General features: G+C 60.6%; 23 protein-coding genes. 6 read left to right on the forward strand and 17 right to left on the reverse strand.

Annotation, left to right across the window (positions count from 1 at the left end):
• The first annotated feature begins 108 nt into the window (after window positions 1-108).
• From cobS to PSJ8397_RS03450, 4 genes are all read left to right on the forward strand, one after another.
• A complete protein-coding gene (gene cobS, locus PSJ8397_RS03435; protein WP_085863140.1) occupies window positions 109-1095 on the forward strand; it encodes a cobaltochelatase subunit CobS in 987 nt (328 codons plus the stop codon).
• Window positions 1096-1101: 6 nt separating this feature from the next.
• Window positions 1102-2976: a cobaltochelatase subunit CobT gene (gene cobT, locus PSJ8397_RS03440; protein WP_085863141.1), complete on the forward strand. Its 1875-nt coding sequence runs from the start codon at window positions 1102-1104 to the stop codon at window positions 2974-2976.
• Between the two features lie 108 nt (window positions 2977-3084).
• Window positions 3085-4872, forward strand: coding sequence for an aminopeptidase P family protein (locus PSJ8397_RS03445; RefSeq protein WP_085863142.1), 1788 nt, complete (start codon window positions 3085-3087; stop codon window positions 4870-4872).
• A 76-nt stretch (window positions 4873-4948) separates the two neighbouring features.
• Complete coding sequence (locus PSJ8397_RS03450; protein WP_085863143.1) at window positions 4949-5290, forward strand: DUF427 domain-containing protein; 342 nt, start codon at window positions 4949-4951, stop codon at window positions 5288-5290.
• Here PSJ8397_RS03450 and PSJ8397_RS03455 read toward each other — a convergent pair.
• Window positions 5287-6975, reverse strand: coding sequence for a chloride channel protein (locus PSJ8397_RS03455; protein WP_085863476.1), 1689 nt, complete (start codon window positions 6973-6975; stop codon window positions 5287-5289). The genes PSJ8397_RS03450 and PSJ8397_RS03455 overlap by 4 nt on opposite strands.
• A 49-nt stretch (window positions 6976-7024) precedes the next feature.
• Between PSJ8397_RS03455 and PSJ8397_RS03460 the strand changes: the two genes are divergently transcribed.
• A complete protein-coding gene (locus tag PSJ8397_RS03460; protein ID WP_085863144.1) occupies window positions 7025-8401 on the forward strand; it encodes an FAD-binding oxidoreductase in 1377 nt (458 codons plus the stop codon).
• 78 nt (window positions 8402-8479) lie between these two features.
• Here the strand turns inward: PSJ8397_RS03460 and recN are convergent, their stop codons facing one another.
• The 15 genes from recN to ftsW form a co-directional block, all read right to left on the reverse strand.
• On the reverse strand, window positions 8480-10129 hold the full coding sequence (gene recN, locus PSJ8397_RS03465) for a DNA repair protein RecN (RefSeq protein WP_085863145.1): 1650 nt from the start codon (window positions 10127-10129) through the stop codon (window positions 8480-8482).
• A gap of 33 nt (window positions 10130-10162) precedes the next feature.
• Complete coding sequence (locus tag PSJ8397_RS03470) at window positions 10163-11014, reverse strand: outer membrane protein assembly factor BamD (protein WP_085863477.1); 852 nt, start codon at window positions 11012-11014, stop codon at window positions 10163-10165.
• A gap of 102 nt (window positions 11015-11116) precedes the next feature.
• Window positions 11117-12034, reverse strand: a complete 918-nt coding sequence (gene lpxC / locus PSJ8397_RS03475; RefSeq protein WP_085863478.1) for a UDP-3-O-acyl-N-acetylglucosamine deacetylase — start codon at window positions 12032-12034, stop codon at window positions 11117-11119.
• A gap of 209 nt (window positions 12035-12243) precedes the next feature.
• Complete coding sequence (ftsZ, locus tag PSJ8397_RS03480; RefSeq protein WP_085863146.1) at window positions 12244-13845, reverse strand: cell division protein FtsZ; 1602 nt, start codon at window positions 13843-13845, stop codon at window positions 12244-12246.
• Window positions 13846-14046: 201 nt separating this feature from the next.
• Window positions 14047-15381, reverse strand: a complete 1335-nt coding sequence (gene ftsA, locus PSJ8397_RS03485; RefSeq protein ID WP_085863147.1) for a cell division protein FtsA — start codon at window positions 15379-15381, stop codon at window positions 14047-14049.
• Between the two features lie 23 nt (window positions 15382-15404).
• Window positions 15405-16286 (reverse strand): cell division protein FtsQ/DivIB, encoded by an 882-nt coding sequence (locus PSJ8397_RS03490; protein ID WP_085863148.1) that lies wholly within the window; start codon window positions 16284-16286, stop codon window positions 15405-15407.
• Window positions 16274-17188 (reverse strand): D-alanine--D-alanine ligase, encoded by a 915-nt coding sequence (locus tag PSJ8397_RS03495; RefSeq protein ID WP_085863149.1) that lies wholly within the window; start codon window positions 17186-17188, stop codon window positions 16274-16276. The genes PSJ8397_RS03490 and PSJ8397_RS03495 overlap by 13 nt, the downstream gene beginning before the upstream one ends.
• An 89-nt stretch (window positions 17189-17277) precedes the next feature.
• A complete protein-coding gene (murB, locus tag PSJ8397_RS03500) occupies window positions 17278-18225 on the reverse strand; it encodes a UDP-N-acetylmuramate dehydrogenase (RefSeq protein WP_085863150.1) in 948 nt (315 codons plus the stop codon).
• 37 nt (window positions 18226-18262) lie between these two features.
• A complete protein-coding gene (locus PSJ8397_RS03505; protein ID WP_085863151.1) occupies window positions 18263-18511 on the reverse strand; it encodes a hypothetical protein in 249 nt (82 codons plus the stop codon).
• Window positions 18508-18786 carry a DUF2484 family protein gene (locus PSJ8397_RS03510; protein ID WP_085863152.1) on the reverse strand — a complete coding sequence of 93 codons (279 nt, stop codon included), beginning with the start codon at window positions 18784-18786 and terminating at the stop codon, window positions 18508-18510. Before PSJ8397_RS03510 ends, PSJ8397_RS03505 begins: the two co-directional genes overlap by 4 nt.
• Entirely contained in the window at window positions 18783-19037 is a 255-nt protein-coding gene (locus tag PSJ8397_RS03515) for a DUF2484 family protein (protein WP_085863153.1), read from the reverse strand. The genes PSJ8397_RS03510 and PSJ8397_RS03515 overlap by 4 nt, the downstream gene beginning before the upstream one ends.
• Before the next feature lie 145 nt (window positions 19038-19182).
• Complete coding sequence (locus tag PSJ8397_RS03520; RefSeq protein WP_085863154.1) at window positions 19183-19410, reverse strand: hypothetical protein; 228 nt, start codon at window positions 19408-19410, stop codon at window positions 19183-19185.
• Window positions 19411-19448: 38 nt separating this feature from the next.
• A complete protein-coding gene (murC, locus tag PSJ8397_RS03525) occupies window positions 19449-20864 on the reverse strand; it encodes a UDP-N-acetylmuramate--L-alanine ligase (RefSeq protein ID WP_085863155.1) in 1416 nt (471 codons plus the stop codon).
• A gap of 15 nt (window positions 20865-20879) precedes the next feature.
• Entirely contained in the window at window positions 20880-21974 is a 1095-nt protein-coding gene (gene murG / locus PSJ8397_RS03530; RefSeq protein ID WP_085863156.1) for an undecaprenyldiphospho-muramoylpentapeptide beta-N-acetylglucosaminyltransferase, read from the reverse strand.
• Window positions 21974-23143 carry a putative lipid II flippase FtsW gene (ftsW, locus tag PSJ8397_RS03535; RefSeq protein WP_085863157.1) on the reverse strand — a complete coding sequence of 390 codons (1170 nt, stop codon included), beginning with the start codon at window positions 23141-23143 and terminating at the stop codon, window positions 21974-21976. Before ftsW ends, murG begins: the two co-directional genes overlap by 1 nt.
• 180 nt (window positions 23144-23323) lie before the next feature.
• Here ftsW and PSJ8397_RS03540 point away from each other — a divergent pair, with 180 nt between their 5' ends.
• Window positions 23324-24511, forward strand: a complete 1188-nt coding sequence (locus PSJ8397_RS03540; protein WP_085863158.1) for a BaiN/RdsA family NAD(P)/FAD-dependent oxidoreductase — start codon at window positions 23324-23326, stop codon at window positions 24509-24511.
• A 56-nt stretch (window positions 24512-24567) separates the two neighbouring features.
• Here the strand turns inward: PSJ8397_RS03540 and murD are convergent, their stop codons facing one another.
• Window positions 24568-25959 carry a UDP-N-acetylmuramoyl-L-alanine--D-glutamate ligase gene (gene murD / locus PSJ8397_RS03545; RefSeq protein WP_085863159.1) on the reverse strand — a complete coding sequence of 464 codons (1392 nt, stop codon included), beginning with the start codon at window positions 25957-25959 and terminating at the stop codon, window positions 24568-24570.
• Window positions 25960-25962: the final 3 nt, after the last annotated feature.

Below are 25962 nucleotides of genomic sequence, written 5' to 3' on the forward strand. Positions count from 1 at the left end.
CAAACGCAAGCAACAGCAACATCCCCCTTTCCCTTGCGGTGCCTTGCGATATGTTGCATTTCGACACGCAACGATGTTGCGCAATTCTCAAAAGTGAAGGCACTCCACATGGCCGACGGCACCCTTGATCCGATGATGAAACCCACCGAAGAAATCTCTGTCCGTGAGGTTTTTGGCATCGACACTGACATGAAGGTCAAAGCCTTCGCCGCAGGCAGCGACCGCGTGCCCGAGGTGGACCCCACCTATAAGTTCGACCCAGACACCACATTGGCGATTTTGGCGGGCTTCGGCTACAACCGCCGTGTCATGGTGCAAGGCTATCACGGCACGGGTAAATCCACGCACATCGAACAGGTCGCCGCCCGTCTGAACTGGCCTTGTGTGCGTGTGAACCTCGACAGTCACATCAGCCGGATCGATCTGATCGGCAAGGACGCGATCAAACTGCGCGACGGGGTGCAGGTGACCGAATTCCATGAAGGCATCTTGCCATGGGCGCTGCGCAACCCCGTTGCGATCGTCTTTGATGAATATGACGCAGGCCGCGCCGATGTGATGTTCGTGATCCAGCGTGTGCTGGAAACCGACGGCAAATTGACGTTGATGGACCAGAACGAAATCATCACGCCCAATCCCAACTTCCGCCTGTTCGCCACGGCCAATACCGTGGGCCTTGGCGATACGACAGGCCTCTATCACGGCACCCAGCAGATCAACCAGGCACAGATGGACCGCTGGTCGTTGGTCGCCACATTGAACTACCTCAGCCACGATGCCGAAACCAATATCGTCCTGTCTAAGGCGCCGACGTTCAACACCGAAGCCGGTCGCAAACAGATCAGCCAGATGGTCACCGTCGCGGACCTGACGCGCACGGCGTTTATGAACGGCGACCTCAGCACCGTGATGTCGCCCCGCTCTGTCATCGCATGGGCTGAAAATGCACGCATTTTCCAGGACGTGGGCTATGCCTTCCGTCTGTCGTTCCTCAACAAATGTGATGAGTTGGAACGCCAGACCGTGGCCGAATTCTATCAGCGATGCTTTGACGAAGAACTGCCCGAGAGTGCGGCCAGCACGTCGTTGGGCTAGCCCGAGATGAACAAACCCTCCGACAATCCAGCTGATCCGTTCAAAAAGGCATTGGCCGAGGCCACGAAGGTCTTGGCCGATGATCCTGACCTGGCCGTCAGCTTTACCGTGGACCCGCCCGGGGCCACGCGGGAAACGGTGCGTCTGCCGCAGGTCAGCCGCCGGATGACCCGTGAGGAGGTTTTGATCGCGCGCGGCACCGCCGACGCCTATGCGCTGCGTCACAAATTCCACGATTCCGGCGTGGCCGCGAAATACATGCCCCAGGGCCAAATGGCCCAAGACCTGTACAACGCGATGGAAAATGCGCGGGTTGAGGCCGTGGGCGCGCGCCACATGCCGGGCACCGCAGGCAATATCGATGCCAAGATCGGCAATGAGGCGATCCGCAAAGGTTATGACCAGATCCGCGAGGCGTCAGAGGCCCCACTGGCCACCGCGGCGGGCTACCTGATCCGCCATCTGGCGACTGGCCGCGACATGCCGCGCGGGGCTGAGAATGTCATGGACCTGTGGCGCGGGTTCATCGAGGACAATTGCGGCGGCACACTTGAAGCGCTGGAAGACAGCCTCGAAGATCAGGCCGCATTTGCCAAATTCGCGCGCCAGATCATTCAGGACATGGGCTATGGCGACCAGCTGGGCGACGATCCCGATGATCTGGGGGACGACGAGGAAGACGCCGGACAGGACGATGAGGCCCAGGACGAGCCCGAAAGCACCGGTCAGGACGACGGCGACGAAGAAGAGACCGAAGGCACGCCAGAGCAATCCCAAGAAGACCAGCAAGACGCCGCCGAAGCGCAGGTGTCCATGGAAGACAGCGCTGAATCGGAGATGGCCGAAGAGGCGGAGATGCCAGAGGGCGAAGCCCCGATGGAGCCCCCCGCCCCGCAGCCGATCTCGGACGCGGATCCAAACTATGTAGTCTATTCCACCGATCATGACGAAGAAATCGGGGCCGAGGATCTGGCCGAACCCGCAGAGTTGGAACGTCTGCGGGCCTATCTGGATCAACAGTTGGAACCGCTGAAGGGGGCAGTGTCGCGTTTGGCCAACAAATTGCAACGGCGGTTGCAGGCACAACAAAACCGCAGTTGGTCGTTCGATCAGGAAGAAGGCATTCTGGACGCGGGCCGTTTGGCGCGGGTTGTGGCCAATCCCACGACGCCCCTGTCGTTCAAGGTCGAACAGGACACCGAATTCCGCGACACATGCGTGACATTGTTGTTGGACAATTCCGGGTCCATGCGGGGACGTCCCATCTCCATTGCTGCCATTTGTGCAGACGTTCTGGCGCGCACCTTGGAGCGCTGCCAGGTCAAGGTCGAGATCCTCGGGTTCACCACAAAGGCGTGGAAAGGCGGGCTGAGCCGTGAAGGTTGGCTGGCCGAGGGCCGCCCGCAACAGCCCGGACGTCTGAACGACCTGCGTCATATCGTATATAAAGGGGCGGACGCGCCCTGGCGGCGGTCACGCGACAATCTGGGCCTGATGATGAAAGAGGGCCTGCTGAAGGAAAACATCGACGGGGAGGCCCTGGAATGGGCCCACCGCCGGATGCTGGGCCGCCCAGAGGCGCGTAAAGTGCTGATGGTGATTTCCGACGGCGCGCCGGTGGATGACAGCACGTTGTCTGTGAACCCTGCCAACTATCTGGAAAAGCATCTGCGGGATGTGATCGCGATGGTTGAAAAGCGCCGTGCCGTAGAACTCATTGCGATCGGGATTGGTCATGATGTCACGCGCTATTATGACCGTGCCGTCACGATTACGGATGTGGAACAGTTGGCGGGGGCAATGACTGAACAATTGGCCAGCCTGTTTGACAGTGATCCACGCAAACGGGCACGGGTGCTGGGACTGCGCAACGCAGGCTAATCTTGCGCGGGTGCTAAAATTCCCGAATTTTAGCAGGGGCAAATTTCGCGAAATTTGCCGGCCCCTTCGGGGAAGGTATTTTTGACCCAAAGAAACAAAGGACGCGCCATGTTTCAGACGTTTGATGTCACCTCCTCAGCCGACGCCGGGCCAGCCCGGTTGGACGCTTTGCGGTCCGTGATGGCCGAACGAGGGGTCGACGGGTTTGTCGTCCCGCGTGAGGATCGGTTCCAAGGCGAATATGTGGCCCCTGCCGATGAACGGCTGTCGTGGTTGACGGGGTTTACGGGAAGTGCGGGCTTTGCTGTTGTCGCTCAGGACAAGGCCGGGGTGTTTGTCGACGGACGCTACCGCGTGCAGGTCAAACAACAGGTGGCCGATGTCTTTGAGCCTGTTCACTGGCCGGAAACCACCCTGTCTGATTGGGTCAAATCCATTGGTGGGTTGGACGTTTTGGCCTTTGATCCGTGGTTGCATACCGTGGCGCAGATCGAGGGGTTTGAGGCCGCGTTTGTGGGTACTCAGGTAAGTTTGACGCCGACAGAAAACCTTGTTGATTTGTGTTGGGCGGACCGCCCACTGCCCCCTTTGGCGCCGATGATGATGTATCCGGACGATCTGGCGGGTGAAACCTCATCCTCAAAACGTGCCCGTTTGGCCGAAGACTTGCGCGGCGCAGGCCATCGCGCGGCCTTTATTGCGTTGCCCGACAGCATCGCATGGTTGTTGAATGTCCGTGGATCCGATATTGCGCGAAATCCGGTTCCCCATGCGATGGCGCTTTTGAAAGATGACGGAACGGTGATCCTGTTTTGCGACCCTCGTCAGATAGGCGATATTGAGCTGGAGGGGGTGACAGTGTCCTCCCCCGACACCATTCTTGACGCACTTGCCGCCACTGAAGGCCCCATTCGGCTAGACCGCGCACGCACGCCCTATGCGGTGGCACAGGCCCTGACCGAAAACGCGATTGCGTGGGGCCAAGACCCTTGTGTTCTGCCCAAGGCCCGCAAGACGGACGCGGAAATCGCGGGCGCGCGTGAGGCGCATCTGCGCGATGGGGCGGCGATGGTGCGCTTTCTGGCGTGGTTGGACCGTGAGGCCCCCAAAGGGGCATTAACGGAAATTGATGTGGTGACCGCACTCGAAGGCTTTCGGCGGGACACAAATGTGCTGCGCGATATTTCGTTTGAGACGATCTGCGGTGCGGGCCCCAATGGTGCGATCGTCCATTACCGTGTGTCCGAAGACAGCAACCGCCGCGTCACACCGGGGGAGCTTTTGTTGGTGGACAGCGGGGGGCAATATCTGGACGGCACGACCGACATCACCCGCACCATCGCCATTGGCCCCGCAGGTGACACAGAGCGCACGTGTTATACCCGCGTGTTGCAAGGCATGATCGCCATCAGCCGCGTGCGGTTTCCCAAAGGCGTGCGCGGGTCTGATCTGGACGCTTTGGCCCGCTATCCACTGTGGTTGGCCGGACAGGATTATGACCACGGCACGGGTCATGGCGTTGGGGCCTATCTGTGCGTCCATGAGGGGCCGCAAGGCCTGTCACGTCGCGCAACCACAGCATTGGAGCCGGGCATGATCCTGTCGAATGAGCCGGGATATTACCGCGAAGGGGCTTTTGGCATTCGCATCGAGAACCTGATTGTCGTGCAAGACGCCCCCGCTGTGCCGGGTGGTGATGCGCGCGCCATGCTTGATTTCGAAACGCTGACCTATGTACCGTTCGATAGACACCTGATTGATGTGACCCTGTTGTCGGGCGACGAACGGGCATGGATTGACCAATATCATTCTGATACACTGCAAAAAATTGGGCTACGCGTGGATGGGGATGCCCTTGATTGGCTCAAATCGGCCTGCGCCCCATTGTCATCTTAACGTGACACACGTCTGACAAGCATAGGTTCAACCAATTCGCGTCTTGGGCGGACAAACCATATGAAGGGGGATCACTTTGAGTGATTATATCAAAATCAGGCCAGCAGCTGGCACATGGGTTGTTCGGGCCGCGGGCGCTGTGCTGGGCGAGACAAGCAACGCGTTGGAATTGACCGAAGGCGATTATCCTGAGGTGATCTATTTCCCGCGCGACGATATCTCCATGGCGTTCTTTGACACCTCCGACACTGTGTCGACCTGCCCGCACAAAGGTCAGGCGACGCATTATCACCTTGTCGCCAAAAGCGGCACGTTCAAGGATGCCGCGTGGTCCTATGAAGATCCCAAAGACGATGTGGCCGCGATCAAGGGCTATATGGCGTTCTACACCAGCAAAGTCGCGGTTGAGCAGCTTTAGGAGTGTTCTTCGGCCGCCGTCGCGGCCAAAGCGCGGTTGAACGCCCGCAAGGCATCCACCTGAAACAACGCGCCGCGCAGTTCGGGCGGGCCGTCACCGGTGGCTGGGGCGACGACGGGGATGAAATTTGATCCCGTGGCCTCTATGATGGGCATCGCCTGATCGAGGGTCTTGTCCTCAAACACATAAGTCCCTTCGAGGATCAGCGCGGCACAGGTCTCCGGATCGGCCGCGCGGGGGTGATCCATACCGCGCATGACCGAGGACACCTGAAACGTGCCCAGCAGATAGGCCTGCGGGCCCGCGGCCAGATGCACGCCACGCCGTTCCAGCTGTGTCAGAAAGAAGCTGCGATCCACCAGTCGGGACGCCAGCGCCGACGACAAGGACACCGACACCATCACCGCGATCCCCGTTTGCCAGTCGCCGGTCAACTCAAACACAATCAGCGTGGTCGATATGGGGGCGCCCAAAACGGCGGCAGAGACGGCGCCCATTCCGGCCAGGGCATAAAGCGTCCCTTCCCCCGACACGTCAGGAAAGATCGCGGTGGCGACGATGCCAAAGGCCAATCCCGTAAGGGCCCCCACCATCAACGACGGGGAAAACACGCCGCCGCCCATGCGGCCTGCCATCGTGATGCCCACGGCGAAGATTTTGATAATCACAAAGACCACAGCCTCATGAAACAACAGCCGCCCCGTTAACGCGTCCGAGGTCGTCTCATAGCCGACGCCGATGATATGCGGATAAAAGATGGCGATGGCCCCCAGCATCGTACCCGCCACAAGGGGACGGTACATGCGAGGCAACCCGATGCGCGCCTGCATGGACGACGCCATATTGTCCATCCAGAAAATCGTACGCATCAAGATCACAGCGATTAGACCACACAGCAGCCCAAGGATCAAAAACGCGGGCAATTCCACGTAGAAGGCCAGTATGTTCTGGTTCGGGATCATGAATTCCGTCACATCGCCGTAGACCAGCCGGTTGATCACAGTGCCAGCGACAGATGCGATGACAATGGGCGCGAAGGCATGGACGGCAAAGTGCCTTAGGACCACCTCAAGCGCGAAAAGAGCGCCCGCAATGGGCGCGTTGAAACTGGCCGAAACGGCGGCGGCCACAGCACAGCCAAGCAAATCACGGCCCGTAATGCCATCGGCGCGGATCAGGCGGCTTACGTAAGTGGACAAGATCGCCGCCAGATGCACCACCGGCCCTTCGCGGCCCGTTGATCCGCCCGTCGATAGGGTAATGAACGAGGCAGCCCCCGAGGCCAGACCTTTGCGGCGTTCCACACGGCCCTCGTAAAGTGCTGCCCCCTCAATGACATCCGCCACAGACCGCACACGCCCGTCATCGGTAAACCGATCCAGAATAAGACCCACGGCCAGACCACCCGCCATCGGGATGAGCAGGATCCACCACCAATCAAGCGATGCAATCGTGGTGTGCAAATCCGCGACATCATCCGTGCCATACAGACGGGTTTGCACCGTCTCGATCCCGAACCGAAAGACAATGGCAATCAGGCTCGCGCCGATGCCGACCAAAAGGGCGATAAACCAAAACTGCACCTGAGACGGGCCGCGGGTGCGAATGACGCCCCACGCCTCACGGCATGCGCACAGCGCGTCGTCCACGCCCTGCCCGATCACCGACTTTTGCGGCTTGCCCATGTCAGCCCCATTTGTTTTGGTCTGCGCAGGCGGCATTAGGACCAATATCATGACCATCACAACCGCGCTCGATGCGCTTGAACAAGTGTTAGGCGATCGGCTGTCGCGGTCCAAGCCCGATTTGACAGCCCATGGCCAATCTGAAAGCCACTTTCCCGTGACCCCGCCCGATGCCGTCGCCTATCCGCGCACAACAAAAGAGGTGTCGCAGATCTTGTCTGTCTGCGCGCAACACAGCTGCCCCGTCATCGGCTACGGCGCGGGCACATCGCTTGAGGGGCACACAGCCGCCATTTCCGGTGGGGTCAGCGTGGATTTTCGCGACATGGCAGCGGTGATTGAAGTGCGCGCCGAAGACATGACCGTGCGTGTGCAGCCCGGCATCACGCGGGAGGCCCTGAATGAGGAGTTGCGCGCGACGGGGCTGTTTTTCCCTGTCGATCCAGGCGCCAATGCCACGATCGGCGGCATGGCCGCCACCCGCGCCAGTGGCACCACCGCCGTGCGTTACGGCACCATGCGCGACAACGTCATGGCGCTTGAGGTCGTGATGGCGGACGGGCGCATTATTCGCACGGGCTCTGCCGCGCGAAAGACCAGCGCAGGATATGATCTAACGGCGCTGATGGTCGGATCTGAGGGGACGTTGGGCTTGATCACCGAATTAACGTTGAAACTGCAAGGCCAGCCAGAGGCGATCGGGGCCGCCACCTGTGCGTTTGGCGACATCGAAGCCGCGATTGCGGCCGTCACCGCGACCATCGCCATGGGCATCCCCATGGCGCGTATCGAATTTCTCGATGCGGCCAGCGTGGCCGCGGTGAATGCCCATTCCAAAGCCAGCTTTCCGGAAATGCCCCATCTGATGGTCGAATTTCACGGCTCCGACAGTGCCGTGGCCGAACAGGCAGAACGTTTCGGCGAGATCGTCGCGGACTTTGGTGGCTCAGATTTTGATTGGGCAACGCGGGCGGAAGACCGAAGCCGTCTTTGGCAGATGCGTCACACGGCCTATTGGGCAATTCTGGGATGGAAACAAGGCGCCAAAGCAATTGTCACAGATGTGTGCGTGCCCATCAGCACGTTGGCGCAAGCGGTGTCCGAAACGCAAGCCGATATCGCGGCCTCCCCCATACCGGCGCCGATTTTGGGTCATGTGGGCGATGGCAATTTTCATGCGATCTTGTTGATTGATCCGGACAGTGCGACCGAACGCGCCGCGGCCAAAGATCTGGCCGCGCGTATGGCCGAACGGGCCTTGGCCCTTGGCGGCACCGTCACGGGGGAACACGGCGTTGGAATGGGCAAGTTAGACTATATGACAGCCGAACACGGTGCGGGCTGGGATGTCATGGCGGGCATCAAACGGGCCTTGGACCCTCAGAACATCATGAACCCCGGAAAGGTCGTTCGAACCAACGGTTAGGCTTGTCCAAATCCAACATTTTTCAGTCTGTTCTATGCCGCGAGCGCCGTGAAACCTTCAAAATGCAATCTTGCGCGATTAAGCAACAATCAGTGATTTTGCGGCGGCGCGGGCCTCTTCGGTAATCCGATCCCCGGAAATCATACGTGCGATTTCATCCACACGGGCCTCATCCGTAAGGCCAACCACAGTGGACAAAGTACTGTCTTTCGTCTGCCTCTTCTCCACCCGCCAGTGATGATCCCCAAGGGCGGCCACCTGTGGGCTATGCGTGACAACCAACACCTGGCCCTGTCCCGCAAGTTGCGACAAACGTCGTCCCACGGCATCTGCCGTGGCCCCTCCGACACCGCGGTCAATCTCATCGAAAATCAACGTCAGGCCAGATTCGGTGCCGGTCAAACACACCTTCAGCGCCAACAAGAACCGGCTCAATTCCCCGCCTGATGCGATCTTTCCGATCGGCCCCGCCGGGGCGCCGGGGTTTGTGGCGACAGTAAAGGCCACCTGATCGACACCCTCAGGGCCCGCGTCCCCGGCTGTCACGTCCGTGGCAAAAACCGCGCGGTCCATTTTCAGGGGGGCGAGCTCTTTTGACATCGCGCGGTCCAGTTTGGCGGCCGCTTTTTTGCGGGCTTCCGTCAGGGTTGCTGCGGCCTGTGCATAATCCACCTCAGCCTTGGCGACAGCCGCTTGAAGCTCAGCCAGATCGGACGCCCCTTGGTCAAGTGCGGTCAGGCGGGTCCGCAACTCTTCTGCGAAGGTGCCGAGGTCATCGGGCAGCACTTCGTGCTTGCGCGCGAGCCCGCGAATGGCGAACAGACGTTCTTCGATGTGCTCCAACTCAAGCGGGTTGAAGGCCAACGCATCCATCGCCGCCTCAACCCCTGATTGGGCCTCCGACAGCTCAGCCATGGCGCGGTCAAGGGCGGCCACGGCCTCCTCCAACGTGCCGTCGGCCTGACCCGCCGCATCGGACAGCCAGCGGGCCGCATCGCCCATCATCCCCTCGGCTCCTTGCAGGCCAAGCGCCTGATATGCCTTGGAAATATCATCACCGATCTTTTCCGCGGCCTGCATCCGTCGCCGCTGCTGGTCCAGGCTCGCGTCCTCACCGGCTTGAGGCGCCAAGGTGTCCAGTTCGGCCACCGCGTGACGCAAAAAGTCCTCTTCTTCTTTCAACGCGGCGATCCGCGCCTCGGCCTCTTTCAACGCTTTGCGGGCCTGCGACAGGGCGCGCCACGTCTTGCGCGTCCTGTCGATTTTCGCGCCAAGCCCCCCGAAATCATCCAGCAGCATCCGGTGCCCTCGCGGGTTCAGCAACCCGCGGTCATCATGCTGGCCGTGCAGTTCAACCAAGGTTTCCGACACCGCCCGCAGAATTTCACCGCTGACGCGCCGGTCGTTGATCCAAGCGGTCTTGCGCCCGTCGCGCGTGTTCACGCGGCGCAGGATCAGGCTGTCGTCAAAGACAAACCCCGCTTCGCGCAGCACATCCCATGCGGCGTGGTGTTCGGGCAGATCAAATTCCGCAATCACCTCCCCCTGATCCGCGCCTTGGCGCACCAGCTCGGCACGTCCGCGCCAGCCCAGAACGAACCCCAGGGAGTCCAAAAGGATGGACTTCCCCGCCCCCGTCTCACCGGTCAGCACGTTCAAACCCGGCTGGAACGCAAGCTCCAGCCGATCAATGATCAGCATGTCGCGGATATCAAGATGGCGCAGCATGACACATTGGGCAGGGCATGGCCCCGCCGCCCCTTACAGCCATTCGCCGCGCACCATCTGACGATAGATGGCAGCCAGCCAATTGTCGCCCAGCACTTGTGGTTCCAACCCTTGCCCTGTCAGCAAGGCAAAGCTGTCTTCATACCATTCCGTGGATTGGTAATTATAACCCAGGATCGCCCCAGCCGTTTGCGCCTCATTGACCAGGCCCAAGGACAGATAAGCCTCAACCAGACGATGCAGGGCTTCGGGGGTGTGCGATGTGGTCTGAAAATCCTCAACCACGACGCGGAACCGGTTCACCGACGCGGCGAAGTGATCACGTTTCAGATAAAAACGCCCGACCTCCATCTCCTTGGCGGCGAGGTGGTCAAACGCAAGGTCAAATTTCAAGACCGACGATTGCGCATATTCGCTGTCTGGGTAGCGTTCAATGACCACGCGCAAGGCCTGCAGGGCCTGAAACGTCAGGCCTTGATCGCGGCCGACTTCGTCAATCTGGTCGTAATAGGACAGCGCCAAAAGGTATTGCGCATAGGCCGCGTCGTCATCCACGGGATAGAAGTCGATGTAACGTTGCGCAGAGGCGCGGGAATTGGGGTAATCCTGATCGCGGTGATAGGCAAAGGCCTGCATGATCAGCGCACGTTTGGCCCATTCGGAATAGGGATACAGCCGTTCGATTTCGCCAAAGTAGAAGGCGGCATCGTCGGCATCGCCCCGGGCCAGCTCAAACTCACCGCGTTCAAAGATCTCTTGCGCCGTGTAGGCTTCAAGCGCGCCTTCGGCACGGCTGTCAAAGCCCCCGCATCCGGCCAACAGGCCAAGTGCAAAGGTGCCCGCAATCAGGCCAATACGATAAGAAGTGCTGCTGCGGCCTAACATCAAAGGCGCCCCCGCGTCATTGTTCATCCCGAAAATAGCTTTCGGTTGCGATTGGTCTAGCACAGAAAAATGAGAGGAAAAATGCCTTTTGCGCGATCTTGCTTACGCAACCGCAGGAAGGTCGGACATCCGCACGCCGACCCCCGGCAAACGGGCGGCCGTGGCAGCGTCCGCCTCCGCCCAGCCCCATGCATCCGGATCCTCAAATAGCGCGCGCAACAGCGCGTTTGTCACAGCATGACCCGCCTTGTGGCCTGTGTAGCGGCCCACGATCGGGGCTCCGGCTGTGTACAAATCCCCCAATGCATCCAACATCTTATGGCGCACCGCCTCATCCGAATGACGCAGACCACCTGGGCTGAGAACCGCCGATCCATCGACCACAACCGCGTTTTCAAGCGTCCCGCCCAAGGCAAGGCCCCTGGCGCGCATCGCGTCCACATCTGCCGACCGGCAGAACGTGCGGCTGTCGCACAATTCGCGCACGAATGCGCCGTTCGACATGTTCAGTGTCTTTTCTTGATGACCAATGGCGCGATCCGCGAAATCGATCTCAAAATCGATGTGCAACGTGTCGGCGGGTGTCAGTGTCGCGTGGGCGTCGCCCAGCTGAACCGAGACCGGTTTGCGCACTTCGATCACCCGCAAGGGGGACGACAAACGGCGGATGCCCGCCCGTAGAAAACCTAGCACAAATTCTGCCGCGGATCCGTCGAGGATCGGCACTTCCGGTCCGCTGACTTCGACCAATGCGTTGTGAATGCCACAGCCCGCAAGGGCCGCCATGATATGTTCGATGGTGGACACCGTTGTGCCCGCCGCGTTTTCGATCCGTGTGTTCAAAGGAGACACGATGACATGGTTCCACAACGCAGGCACATCAGCCTGAACGGTCACATCGGTGCGGCGAAAGATGATCCCGTGGTCCGCAGGCGCCGGACGCACAACAGCCGAGGCCAAGGCACCTGTGTGCAGGCCCTTTCCTTCGAACGCAACGGTGGTGTCCAGCGTGGTCTGCAACAACTTCATCCTTTTTGGTTGATAAAGACCTAAGGATTGGGGGCCGCACCCTCAACACACAGTTTGCAACGGACTGAAACAGAACTGTCATATTCCGGCGCAAAGCCGCCACGCCTTGCGCAGCATTACACCAAGTCTTGTATTAAAATGAAAAAAGGCCACCCAAAGGCGGCCTTTTACACTCAATCGTGACCTTACGTTAGACCAAATTAGTTCGCCTGACGACGCAGGAACGCAGGAATTTCGATGCGTTCCTGATCTTCGTCGGCCTCTGGCTGAGTCGTCGGATCTTCGCGCAGGGTTGCCACGGGGGGCTGCGGACGCTCTTTGGCGGCCTCGCCCTGCTGGCCGGTCATCCGGCTGATCAGGCTGTTGAGCCCGCCCATACGGGGCTTGGCTGCGTCTTCGCTCTCCACGGGTGCGGCAGCGGGCGCAGCGGCAGGGGCCGAACGGGCGGCGGCGGTGCGCAGACGGTCCAGCGTTTCCTGACTTGGCGTGCCAACGGCGGGACGCTGCGGGGCCACGAAACCATCAACCGGTGCATCAATCGCGGGCTCTGGGCGTGGTTGATAGGCCGCAGGTGGCAGATCAGCCTCAGCTGCCGCAGCCGCGGCGGGGGCGTCGAAGGCCGGTTCGGCCGCTGGGGCCTCGTCGAACAAGGACGGCTCTGGTGCGGGCTCTGGTGCGACTTCGGCGGCGGGTGCTGGTGCGGGCGCAGGCTCTGCTGCGGGGGCCGGGGCCTGGACAACAGCCGCCGGTGCCTCTTCCTTCACCTCAGCAGAGACCTGCTGCGTCAAGGGGGCGGCCATGGGGCGGCGCGGCACAGGAATGTCGTGGGTCTTGGCAACAGCGTCGATGCCGGTGGCCACAACGCTGACGCGCATCTTGCCTTCCATGTCCGTATCCAGCGTGGAACCGACGATGATGTTGGCATCGGGATCGACCTTTTCACGGATCTTGTTCGCCGCTTCGTCAAGTTCGAACAACGTCAGGTCGTAACCGCCGGTGATGTTGATCAGCACGCCGCGTGCGCCTTCGAGGCTGATTTCGTCCAGCAACGGGTTGGCGATGGCCTTCTCGGCGGCCTGAACGGCGCGGTCCTGACCGTCTGCTTCGCCTGTGCCCATCATGGCTTTGCCCATCTCATCCATGACAGCGCGCACGTCGGCGAAGTCGAGGTTGATAAGACCTGGACGCACCATCAGGTCCGTCACGCCTTTGACACCCTGATACAGCACGTCGTCGGCCAGGCTGAAGGCTTCGGTGAAGGTGGTGTTTTCATTGGCCAGACGGAACAGGTTCTGGTTGGGAATGATGATCAGCGTATCAACGACCTTTTGCAGCGCCTCAACGCCGTCTTCGGCCTGCTTCATGCGCTTGCCGCCTTCGAACTGGAACGGCTTGGTCACAACGCCCACGGTCAGAACGCCCAATTCGCGGGCGGCCTGTGCGATAATCGGGGCCGCACCGGTGCCGGTGCCGCCGCCCATACCGGCGGTGATGAAACACATGTGCGCGCCGGCCAGATGATCAACGATCTGTTCGATGCTTTCTTCGGCGGCTGCGGCACCCACGGTTGCGCGGGCCCCTGCCCCGAGGCCCTCGGTGACCTTCACGCCCATCTGGATTTTGGCATCAGACCGGGACTGCTGCAGCGCTTGGGCGTCGGTGTTCGCCACGACAAATTCGACCCCTTCCAGCTGCTGTTCGATCATGTTGTTGACCGCGTTGCCGCCTGCGCCGCCCACACCGAACACGGTGATGCGGGGCTTGAGTTCTTCCTGACCGGGCATGGAAAGGTTCAATGTCATGTGTCTGTCCGCCTGTTTTGTTTTGGCCCGTCCCACCGGGCGATCTGTCCTGAATCTTTCCAAAACCCTAACGGGCTTGGTCCGGATGGTCACGGAAAAAACGCAAAACAACCGCAAAATGTGGGGTTTTGCCCGTGAACTTTCGCCGTATTTGGGGATTTAGGCGAAATCTTGCGTATGGCGGGCCCCAAACCCACCGCCCTACCAGTTCTCGCGGAACCAGCGGACGGCGCGTTTGAGGGACCGCGCTGGATATTTTTCGGCGGGGATGTCGAAATCCCACCATTCATCTTTGGGGTGTGCTGCAAAAAGAGACAGGCCAACGGCGGCGGAAAACGCAGCCCCAGTTGCAGCCTGTGGCAGGCCCTGCACCCGCAGGGGGCGGCCGATGCGCACTTGCTGGCCAAGGATCTTGCTGGCCAGACCGTCGAGCCCTGGGATCTGGCTGCCCCCCCCCGTCAGGACGATCTGCTGGCTGGGCAGATGTTCAAACCCGGCGGCATCCAGACGCACGCGAACCTCTTCCAAAATTTCTTCGACGCGGGGGCGCATGATCCCGATCAGCTCAGCGCGGCTGACGGTGCGACGGTCGTGTTCCCAGTCACCAGTGTCGCTGCCGACCTCAATCATCTCGCGGTCATCCATGCCCGTGGCCAGAACGCCGCCGTAGAAGGTTTTGATCCGTTCAGCCATCGCAGGGGCCACTTGCAGACCCATGGAAATGTCGGACGTCACGTGATCGCCGCCCATGCGCACGGCGTCGGAATAGATCATGTGTTTGCGCATGAAGATCGAAATGCCGGTGGACCCACCGCCCATATCGATGCAGGCCGCACCCAGTTCCTGTTCGTCTTCCACCAACGACGAAATCCCCGCCGCATAGGCCGACGACGCGACGCCCGCCAATTCCAGATCACAGCGTTTGATACAATACAGAAGGTTTTCGATGACGCTGTCTTCGATGGTCATCATGTGCATATCGGTCGTCAGGGTCTGGCCGATCTGCCCGCGCGGGTCGCTCAGGCCGGAGCGGTGATCGAGGGCAAAATTGATCGGTTGCGCATGCAGCACCTCGCGGCCCACGCCAATGTCGGGCACATCACATTCCGCCAGCACGCGGCCAATGTCGCCCTCGCTGACGACAGTGCCTTGCACATCCACCTGCCCGTCCAGGCCGTAAGACCGAGGCCGCCCGCCGCTGAGACAGGCAATCACGTGATCGACGCGCACATTGGCCATCTTCTGGGCCGCCTGCACCGCCGTGCGGATCGCACGTTCGGTTTCGGCCATGGCGTCAATTTCTCCAAAGCGGACCCCGCGCGACCGTGTGGTCGCAGCCCCAATGACGCGAAACGACGATTGGCCCGCCATGGATCCCACACCATCGCCATCCCCAAAGTGTTCCGGCCCGTCAAAACGCAGCACCAGACACGCAATTTTGGAACTGCCCACATCCAAAATAGCAATCACGCCGCGTTGCATCGCAGCTTGCCGCATGGAGCGTTGGGCCCGTTGGGATTGGTAAAGGTCTCTCATAATCGTACTGCCTGCCTGAAATTTTATTGCTCTTGTGTGACGCCTGTCTGACGCAGGTTTGCCACGGCCTGTTGGTTCATGCGGATGGTGGGGCGTGCGGGGTGGCGCATGTCCACAACGGCCACGTCACGCTCCAACAGCTCTTGCGCCTGGGCCATGGCGACGACGCGCTCAAACGCCACAACCGGATCAACGCTGGGCAGCAAAATACGCTGCCCGCTATCAAGGATCACGTCCCACCGACGTTCGCCCATGCGCACCACGCCGCGCATCTTGTCGGCCATTGGCCCCGCGGCGCGGTAAATCGCCAGGCCTTCGGCCAAGGCATCGCGCGCCCCGTCACCGGTAATCAACGGCAAGTCCGCACGGTCCGACCGTGCCACAATAGATTGCACCAGAACGCCTTGCGCATCGAGAAGCTTCAGCCCGTCGGCAGACCGGAACACCGCCACCGGCTGGCGCTGGCTGACATTGACCTGCAAGATGCCGCCCGGGCGCACCCGCAAGGCCGCATCGGCCACCGCAGGCAGGGCCGCAACCGTCAGGCGCATCTCTTCAAGGTCCAGATCAAAGCTGGAGACGGGAAATTCAATCGGCAGAACCGTGCGAATATCGCCCGACAGCGTGTCATCCGCCCCGTCCACCGCCATCAGCTTGACCATGAATTCGTCGCGCTGCTGGATCTGGCTTTTCATATCGCTATAGGCATCCGCCACCATCTGGCGGTTGCTGTCACGCGCGGCCCATCCGGCGATCAACCCGCCGACGATCACAAGTGGCACGCCCACACGCACCATCCGCCGGAACCCCGGCGTCAACATCAGCCGTTGATAACGATAGCCCCAGCGGCTGGGGGCCGGATCATGGCGCGGTGTGGCAGATTTCCTGAGGTTCAGCGATCGCATGAGGCATCCTCCACCATCCATGTCATCAATTCGGGAAATGAAATCCCGCAATGGGCGGCCTGTTCCGGCGCCAGTGACGTGGGCGTCATGCCGGGCTGGGTGTTCGTTTCAAGCAAAATCAGACCCTCCAAACCGCGTGCCTCATCCCAGCGGAAATCGGTCCGGCTCATGCCGCGACAGCCAAGGGCGTTGTGGGCGCGCACGGCGAAATCCATGCAGGCCTCAAAGATATCTTGCGGAATCTCGGCGGGGATCACATGGCGCGATCCGCCGGTTTCGTACTTGGCCGAATAATCATACCAGCCGTCGGTGATGATATCCGTCACCGTCAAAGCACGGCCATCCATCACGGCGGTCGTCAACTCACGCCCTGGCGCATAGGTCTCAACCATCAATGTCTCAGGCAGATCGGGCGCCAAGGTCGGTGTGCCATTGGCGCGGTCGGTGACGATATATACCCCAACGCTGGACCCTTCGTTGAAGGGTTTGACCACGTAAGGCGGCTCCATCACATGGGCCTCTTCGATTTGGTCTCGAGTCGCCAGAACGCTGTCCACAAAGGGCAGATTGTAGGCGCGGTAAATGTCTTTGGTCTTTTGCTTGTCCATGGCCACGGCAGAGGCCATGACGCCCGAATGCGTATAAGGCAGCCGCATCCATTCCAGCAGTCCCTGCACCACGCCGTCTTCGCACCACCGCCCATGCAAGCCATTGAACACCACATCAGGGGCCACGGCGCGCAACCGCTCCGGCAAATCGACACCGGCGTCAATCTCTACCACGTCAAAGCCCGCCACGCGCAGCGCATCCGCGCACTCGCGCCCCGAACTGAGGGAAACCTCACGTTCAGCCGAAGGGCCGCCCAACAGGACAGCAACGGTTTTGGGTGTCCTGCTCGACACGCGTTTGCCTCTTTCGCGGCCCTTTTTGCCGGGCCGTCATTTGTTGTCCGCCGTGCCCCTGCCTGTGGGGCAGATCCGTTACCGGTGGATCACTCCGTCGTGGTGTTGTGCGGGGCCGGTTCGCCGACCCTCATAATTTCCCACTGTAGCGTTATGCCACTGGTGTCGTAAACCTTTTTTCGGACCTCTTCGCCCAAACCCTCAAGGTCGGCCGCTGTGGCGTCCCCTGCATTGGTCAGAAAATTGGAATGCAGGGTGTTCATAACAGCGCCGCCGCGCGTGGCCCCCCGCATGCCCGCGTCATCAATCACCTTCCACGCCTTCAGGTCCATGACGTCATCCGCCCGCCCCGTTGACGAAAACCCTGCGGGATTGCGAAACGTGCTGCCCGCCGTGCGATCTTTGGTGGGTTGCGTTTCGTCGCGCTTGGCCAGCTGCGCGGCCATTCGGTCTTCCAGGATCTGGGGCTCTTCGCGCGGCGCTTTCAGCACCGCTTGCGTGATGACAGCCCCCTCCGGCAAGGTCGATGACCGATACGCCAGATCAAGGTCCGCCGCCTTCAACGTCACCACCTCCCCCGAGCGCAGCACGGCCCGCACCTCAACCAGAACATCCGCCATGTAATCGCCATAGCAGCCCGCGTTCATACGAACAGCGCCACCGATGGATCCGGGAATGGTGCGCAAAAACGTCAGGTTCAGCCCTTCAGCGGCTGCCTTGCGCGCCACATGGGCATCCAGCGCTGCGGCCCCCGCACGCACAACATCACCGTCAAAAGCAATCCCGTTAAACCCACGCCCAAGGCGGATCACGACACCGCGCACCCCCCCATCACGGACAATCAGGTTGGACCCGACGCCCATGGCAAACACCGGCACATCCGCGGGCAATGCAGCCAAAAACGCTGCCAGATCGTCTTCATCCGCTGGCTGAAACAACACATCTGCGGGCCCGCCCACGCGCATCCATGTAAGCGAGGACAGGTCTCGGTTCTCGGTCAGGGTTCCACGAACGGGGGGCAAGCTGTCAAAAGTCATGCCCCCTCCTAACGCCCCGCCCCAGCGGTGCCAAGCGTTAGGCATTCAAACGCAAATAATTCAGCGGACCGGAAATGATGCCGTAAATCACCACCAACGACAGGATAATCCACGCCCATTTCACACGGGCGGCCCAGCCCGGTCGCACATATGACACCGCCGCCGCCAGCCCACTGGCCACAACATAGCCCACAACCAGATTGGCCGACGCCGCATCACCCAAAACCGCAGCAACCCCTACATAACCAAAAGCAGCGGCCAAAACAGCAATCAACAACGCATTCATTTCCGCGCCTCACCGTGTGTAGATCCCGCCACCCGTCGCAGCCAGCGGCCCAAATAAACCACCGGCCAACGCAGCACGCTCATCCCGCCAATGAGGAATGCAAACCCCACAATCACCCCGTTGGAATAGGTAATCCAAGCCAGCAAGGGCAGGCCCACAGCAATCAGAACATAGGCGCGCGTCCAGTGGTTGTCGCGGCTGGGCAGCAACGCCAACACGTTGGCAAGAATGATCCAGCCAAACCCACAGGCGATTGAAATCATCGCAACCGTCATTTTGGCACCTCACCATCATGGCCCCGAAATCGTGCCCAGAAATACCGCAGCGGATTGCGAAACATCGACGCAAACGCCAGCGTTGCAGGCACGACCCAAAGCCAGCCAAAATCAAACCCAAGCCAGACAATCAAAACAGGCGCCGCGATCAACAAGGCCACGCCCGGACCATATTGAAACCGCATCGGCAACAACGCCGTTGCCGTGGCCAACAAGACCCAGATGATGGCCAAAACCGCGGACGGTGTCATGGCACTGCCTCTCGTTTCTTTGGGTCAAAAATACCTAAATCCGACCACGCCACACGCACATCATGCGCATTCAGAACGCCACCGCCCCATCCTAAACATGGCGCGGCGCAGCCGCGCGGATCGGATGGGCGCAGCCCATTCGACATCACAACAAGCCCCCAAGAACGATCCGCCGAACAGGGCGCGCAACCATCAGCCCACTGCCCATGGCCCCCAAGGCCAAGGTGGCCTCGCCAGGGTTGTGCTGCATATGAATTAACATCATCCCAACGAATGCCACACAAAACGCCCAAACCAAACGGCGGAGCCACTTGATCAATGGCAAGACGGACACCACGATAATGGCGCCCAGAACCACCCATTCCCACGTCATAGGGTCCACGTCATCCGGCCCAAGTCATCGCACCCTCATCATGGACGCAAACGCTTGGGCAGGCTGTTGGCCCAGGTGGAAATCGAACCGGCGCCAAGGCAAACAACCATGTCTCCCTGCGTGGCCTGTTCTTTGACCAAACGTACCAGATCATCCTCATCCGTGATGGCCCGTGCGTGACGGTGGCCCGCTCGGATCAGGCCTGCCACCAGATCATCACGGGTGGCCCCCTCGATAACCTCTTCTCCGGCCCCAAAAACCTCGGCGATGGCCACCACATCTGCGTCGTTGAAACAGGCGCAAAAATCGTCGAAGTGGTGGTGCAAACGGGTGTAGCGGTGCGGCTGGTGCACCGCGATGATGCGACCGTCGCAGGCTTGCCGCGCCGCTTTCAACACCGCTGCAATTTCTGTCGGATGATGGCCATAATCATCAATGACCGTCACCCCGTTCACCTCGCCTACGCGGGTGAAACGTCGGTTGACGCCGCCAAAACTGGCCAGAGCGGCGCGGATTTCCTCGCGTTTCATGCCCAAATGGCGCGCGACAGCCACAGCTGACAACGCATTGGACACGTTGTGATCACCGGGCATCGGCAAGACACAGCCTTCGATCACTTGATCTTCGGATTGCAACGCCACATCAAAATGCGCCTGCCCCCCCTCATACCGCAGGTTCACCGCACGCACGTCGGCCTGCGCATTGAACCCATAGGTCACAACGCGGCGGTCGGTGATCTTGCCCACCAAAGTCTGCACGTCGCTGTCATCAGTGCAGCACACGGCCACGCCGTAAAACGGAATGTTCGACACAAAATCATAAAACCCACGGTGCAGGTTTTCTTCGGTGCCCCAATGTTCCATGTGCTCTGGGTCGATGTTTGTGACAATCGCAATGGTCGCAGGCAGACGGTTGAACGTGCCGTCGCTCTCATCGGCCTCAACCACCATCCACTCTCCGTCGCCCACGCGGGCGTTGGACCCGTAGGCGTGGATGATGCCGCCGTTCACCACCGTGGGGTTGAAATTGCCCCCATCAAGCAAAGCGGCCACCATGGTTGTGGTCGTCGTCTTGCCGTGGGTGCCTGCAACCGCGATGTTGGACTTCAGCCGCATCAGCTCGGCCAGCATCTCGGCACGGCGCACAATCGGCAGGCCACGCGCACGGGCCGCGTCCAGTTCTGGATTGCCCGCCTTGATCGCGCTTGAAATCACCACGACCTCGGCGTCGTCGATGTTTTCAGCCCGCTGACCGGTATAAATCAGCGCGCCGAGGTCCTTCAGCCGCTTGGTGATCGGCGTCTCTTTCAAATCCGAACCCTGCACCACATAGCCATGGCTCAGCAGAACCTCCGCGATCCCAGACATACCAATGCCACCGATGCCCACGAAATGAATGGGGCCAACATCAAGGGGGAGTTTGGTTGCTGCATTCATAATCGGGCTTCCGTCCATTTTTCTTTTCCTGTGTCAGGAGGGCGTTTCGGCCAATCCGAGTGTAAGATCAACCAGCGTTTGCGTGGCATCCGGTTTTCCGCAAGCCAGCGCCGATTGGGACATCTGCATAGCGCCTTGCGGATCCTTCAGCACGGTTGCGATTTGCTCCGCCAGACTGTCCACATGCAGCTGACGTTCCGGCACCATGATCGCGGCACCAGCCTCGACCAGTTGTTTTGCGTTTGCCGTCTGCTCATCCCGCACGGCCGCGGCCAGCGGAACAAGGATCGACGGTCGGCCAATGATGCTCAGGTCTGCAATCGTGGATGCGCCTGCGCGGGTAATGACCAGCTGCGCCTCAGACATGCGGGTCGGCACATCGTTGAAAAAAGTCTGCACATCGGCAGGGATGCCTTCGTCCGCGTAATATTGCGCCACACGTTCCAGATCTTCCGCACGGGCCTGATGGCTGACGCGAATGTTGCGGCGGATCTCGGATGGCAGGGCGTTGATCGCGGGCGGCACAACGTCGGACAGAATGCGCGCGCCCTGACTGCCGCCCATCACCAGGATCGACATCGGGTAATCCCCCGGCGCGATATAGCCCGCAGCCGCCCGTTCCAGTATGGCGCCGCGCACCGGATTGCCTACTGGAATGCCCTCAACACCGTCCGGCAAATCCGTGGGCCATGTGCCGCAGGCGACCTTCTGCACCCGTTTTGCAAACAGCTGGTTCACGCGGCCCAGAACGCCGTTTTGTTCGTGGATCATCCGCGGCTTGCGCAACACAAAGGCCGCGGCCATCGCGGGGATCGTAGGATAGCCGCCAAAGCCCACCACAACGCTGGGCTTGTCACGCATCATCCGGCTGATGGCGGCCAAAACGCCGCCTGCAATCTTGAACGGCACGCCCACCTTGGCCAGCGCCCCGCCCCGTGCAAATGTGGCTGATCCCACCTGCTCAATTTCAACCGCATGGGGAAATCCGCCGGTGTAACGCGCACCGCGTGCATCCGTGCTCAGCTTCACGCGCCAGCCGCGCATCAACATCGCCTCCGCCAAAGCCTGTGCCGGAAACATATGTCCGCCCGTGCCACCGGCCGCGATCACCAACAAAGGTTGCGTCATCAGACCCGCCCCCGACGTAGCAAAATATCACCGATCTGCCCTTGTGGCCGCGACCGTGTAAAGGCCAACAACATGCCCACCGCAATGCCCGACGCAATGACCGATGACCCACCGTAGCTCACGAACGGCAAGGTCATGCCCTTGGCGGGCAACAGCCGCACGGCAACGCCCATATTGATCATCGCCTGCACGCCAACGATGCAGGCCAGCCCTGTGCCCGCCAGACGAATGAACGGATCGCGTTCTTTCATCAGCCGCATCAGTGACCGGACAACGATCGTGGCATACAGGGCGATGATCGCCAGCACACAAATCAACCCGTATTCTTCGGCGGCCACAGCGATGATGAAATCCGTATGTGCATCCGGCAGGGACCATTTCACCTGTCCCTCGCCCACGCCCACGCCGAAAAAACCACCCTCGCGGATCGCATTGGTCGCATAGCCCAACTGCGTGGTGGGATCGACATCAGGGTTCAGGAACCCGTCAATCCGGCGCGCAAAGTGCTCCGAATTGGAATAGGCGACCGTGCCGCCAAAAATCACAATCGCACCAAGACCCACCAACAGGATAATCGGCGCACCTGCGACAAAATACATGACACCCCAGCCAAACAGGACCAGCGCGGATTGGCCAAAATCGGGCTGCATGGCTAGCATCAGCACGATCACAACCGTCAGCACAAGGGAATAGGTCTTTCCAGGCGGCCCACCAATCTCTTGGCTTGCGGCCATAAACCACGCGGCCACCACGATAAACCCAGGCTTGAGGAACTCAGACGGCTGCACAGAGGCAAAGCCCAAAGAATACCAGCGCACGGCCCCCTTGCCAAAATCAGTCCCCAAAAACGGCAACCCCGCCAAGGCAATGAAAGCGGCCAGAAACCCCAGCACCGCCAGTCGGCGCACCAAAATAGGCGACATCATCGATGTGATAAACAACACCGCAATGGCGACCGATCCGAAAAAGGCCTGACGTTGCACATAGTGAAAGGGCTCAAACCCGTTCTTGGCCGCCAAAGGGGGCGACGCGGCCAAACCCAAAAGCAATCCAATACCAAAAAGCGCCAGAATGCAGGACAAGGTCCACTTATCGACCGTCCGCCACCAACGTGGAAGAACCGGATCGCCCGACCCAACGGGGATCGTGCCATAGACCATCTCTGTCATGGTGCAACTGCCTTACTGCCTCTGATCGCCCGATTGTTCGGGTCTATCTTTACACCGTACCCAACAAAGCGCCGCGTTTCCAGAAAAAATGCGCACGGCCCCCTTCATCTTGGCCAATACAACTCACTGCGGCACCCTCACCTCTTGCGCAAAGGCCCGATCCAAGGCAACGAACAGCGCATGCATGTAAACACTCTTATCCTTGGCGCAGGCGCCGCGGGCCTTTTCGCAGCCGCCCATGCCGGCCCACGCACCTTGGTCATTGATCACGCCAAAGCCGCAGGCGAAAAAATCCGTATTTCAGGCGGCGGGCGCTGCAACTTTACCAATCTTGGGGCCTCAGCTGCCAATTTTATCAGCCAGAACCCCCATTTCGCGAAATCCGCCCTGGCGCGGTACACGCAATGGGACTTCATCGACCTTGTGGACCGTCACAACATCCCGTGGCACGAAAAAACGCTCGGGCAGCTCTTCTGCGACACCTCAGCCAAAGACATCATCGCCATGTTGCGCGCTGAGATGGAGGCCGCAGGCGCGCAACTGTGGCTGGAGACCACAATCGTCGAGGTCTCCCACACCGGATCGGACTTCACTGTCACGGTTGAGAGGGGCGGCAAACGCGCCACGGTTAAGGCGTCAGCCTTGGTCGTGGCGACGGGCGGCAAATCCATCCCGAAAATGGGTGCCACGGGGTTTGCCTATCAACTGGCAGATCAATTCGGATTGGATGTCACAGACACCCGCGCGGCCCTTGTGCCGTTCACGTTTTCGGACGAACGGTTCAAACCCCTTGCGGGAACAGCCACCCCGGCCCGTGTGACAACGCAGGATGGCACATCATTTGATGAGGCCTTGTTGTTCACCCATCGCGGTCTGTCCGGCCCGGCGGTGTTGCAGGCGTCCAGCTATTGGCAGGAGGGCGAAGACGTCACCGTCGCCATCTCTCCCGAACTTGACCTTGCTTCCCTGCTGAAAGATCAGCGCCGTACCCAGGGCCGCAAGGCCCTGACCACAGCGCTTGCCACGCATCTGCCACAACGGCTGGTGGATCATTTGGCCGATGAGGTTGATCTGTCCGGAAACGTCGGCGACATCTCGGACACGCGCATCGACGCGCTCACGTCGCATCTGTTGAACTGGCCCCTGCGCCCGTCAGGCACCGAGGGCTACCGTACGGCGGAAGTTACCTTGGGGGGGGTGGACACCAAGGGTCTGTCGTCCAAAACGATGGAGGCAAAGGCCGTCCCGAACCTTTATTTCATCGGGGAAGCTGTGGACGTCACCGGTTGGCTTGGGGGGTACAATTTTCAATGGGCCTGGTCATCGGCCTATGCTGCTGGCACCGCCATCGCGGGGCGGTTGGGGTAGCGCTTGGGGCAACCCGGCCCTCCGGGGGGAGTTTTTTCGGGTCAGATGAAGAAGGGCTAAAGGCCGCTGACCTGCGCGATAAAATCATCCCCACGTTTTTCAAAGCTGTCGTATTGATCAAATGAAGCGGCGGCGGGGGCCAGAAGGACGGTATCCCCGCTTTGCGCGTCTTCGGCCGCGCGGGAGACGGCGGTGGCCATATCGGTGCAGACTTCGACGTCCAGCCCTTTGAGCTTCATGGCAAAGGCCGCGGCCTCGCGCCCGATGACATAGGCCTTGCGCACCGAAGGTGCAGGCAGCAGCGCGTCCAGCCCGCCCTCTTTTTCAAGCCCGCCGCAGATCCAGCGGATGTTGTCGAAGGCGGCCAAGGCCTTGGCGGCGCTGTCCACGTTGGTGGCTTTGCTGTCGTTGACGAAGCGCACGCCGTTCTTTTCAGCGATCAACTGACTGCGGTGGGGCAAACCCGCAAAGCTATGGAGCGCGGTTTCAATGACGCGCGGGCCGAGGCCGATGGCGCGACAGGCGGCATAGGCCGCACAGGCGTTCTGGTGATTGTGTGCCCCCGGAAGCCCGGCGATCTTGCGCAAATCGATCGAGGCCACTTGGCGGCCCTTGCGATATTCACTGAGGAACCCTTTGCGCGCAAAGACAGACCACGGCGCGCGATCCAGTTTTTGCCCCGATGAGACGCGGATCACGCGATCATCGCCCGGACCTTCGGTCAGTTGGTTCGCGAAATAGCGCCCTTCGACCTCATCCACCCCGACCACGGCCCGATCCGGTCCGCCCTCCGCAAAGAGGCGGCGTTTGGCGGCAACATATCCGCCGAAGCCTGCATGCCGATCCAGATGGTCGGGGCTGAGGTTGGTCAGCACCGTTACATCCGGTGTCAGCGCGCGGGCAAGCTCTGTTTGGTAGGAGCTGAGTTCGAGAACCACGACCTCGCCGTCGTGGGCAGGATCCAGATCCAGCACGCCACGCCCGATGTTGCCGGCCAGCTGTGCGGGGCGTCCGGCCTCTTCCAGGATGTGGTGGATCAGGGCCGAGGTGGTGGATTTGCCGTTGGACCCCGTGACCGCGATGACCTTTGGCATCGTATCGAAATTGTCCCAGTCTTGCGTCGCAAAGCTGCGAAAGAACAGGCCAATGTCATTGTCGACAGGCACACCAACTCTCAATGCAGCTTCAATCGCGGGGTGCGGTTCGGGATAAAGATGCGGGATACCGGGTGAGGTGATCAGCGCATCGACGCCCTCAAACGCGCCCTCTTTGGTCAGATCGCGCAGGTCAACGCCCGCGCCATTTGCCGTGTCCGCCGCCGTCGGGCTGTCATCCCAGACGATGACATGGGCCCCGCCGTCTTTCAGGGCGGCAACGGTCGCCAAACCAGACCGGCCAAGGCCCAGAACGCCGATGGTTTTGCCTGTCACACCCTGAACTGCAATCATCGC

This window comes from Pseudooctadecabacter jejudonensis (assembly GCF_900172275.1).
Classification (GTDB): Bacteria; Pseudomonadota; Alphaproteobacteria; order Rhodobacterales; family Rhodobacteraceae; genus Octadecabacter; species Octadecabacter jejudonensis.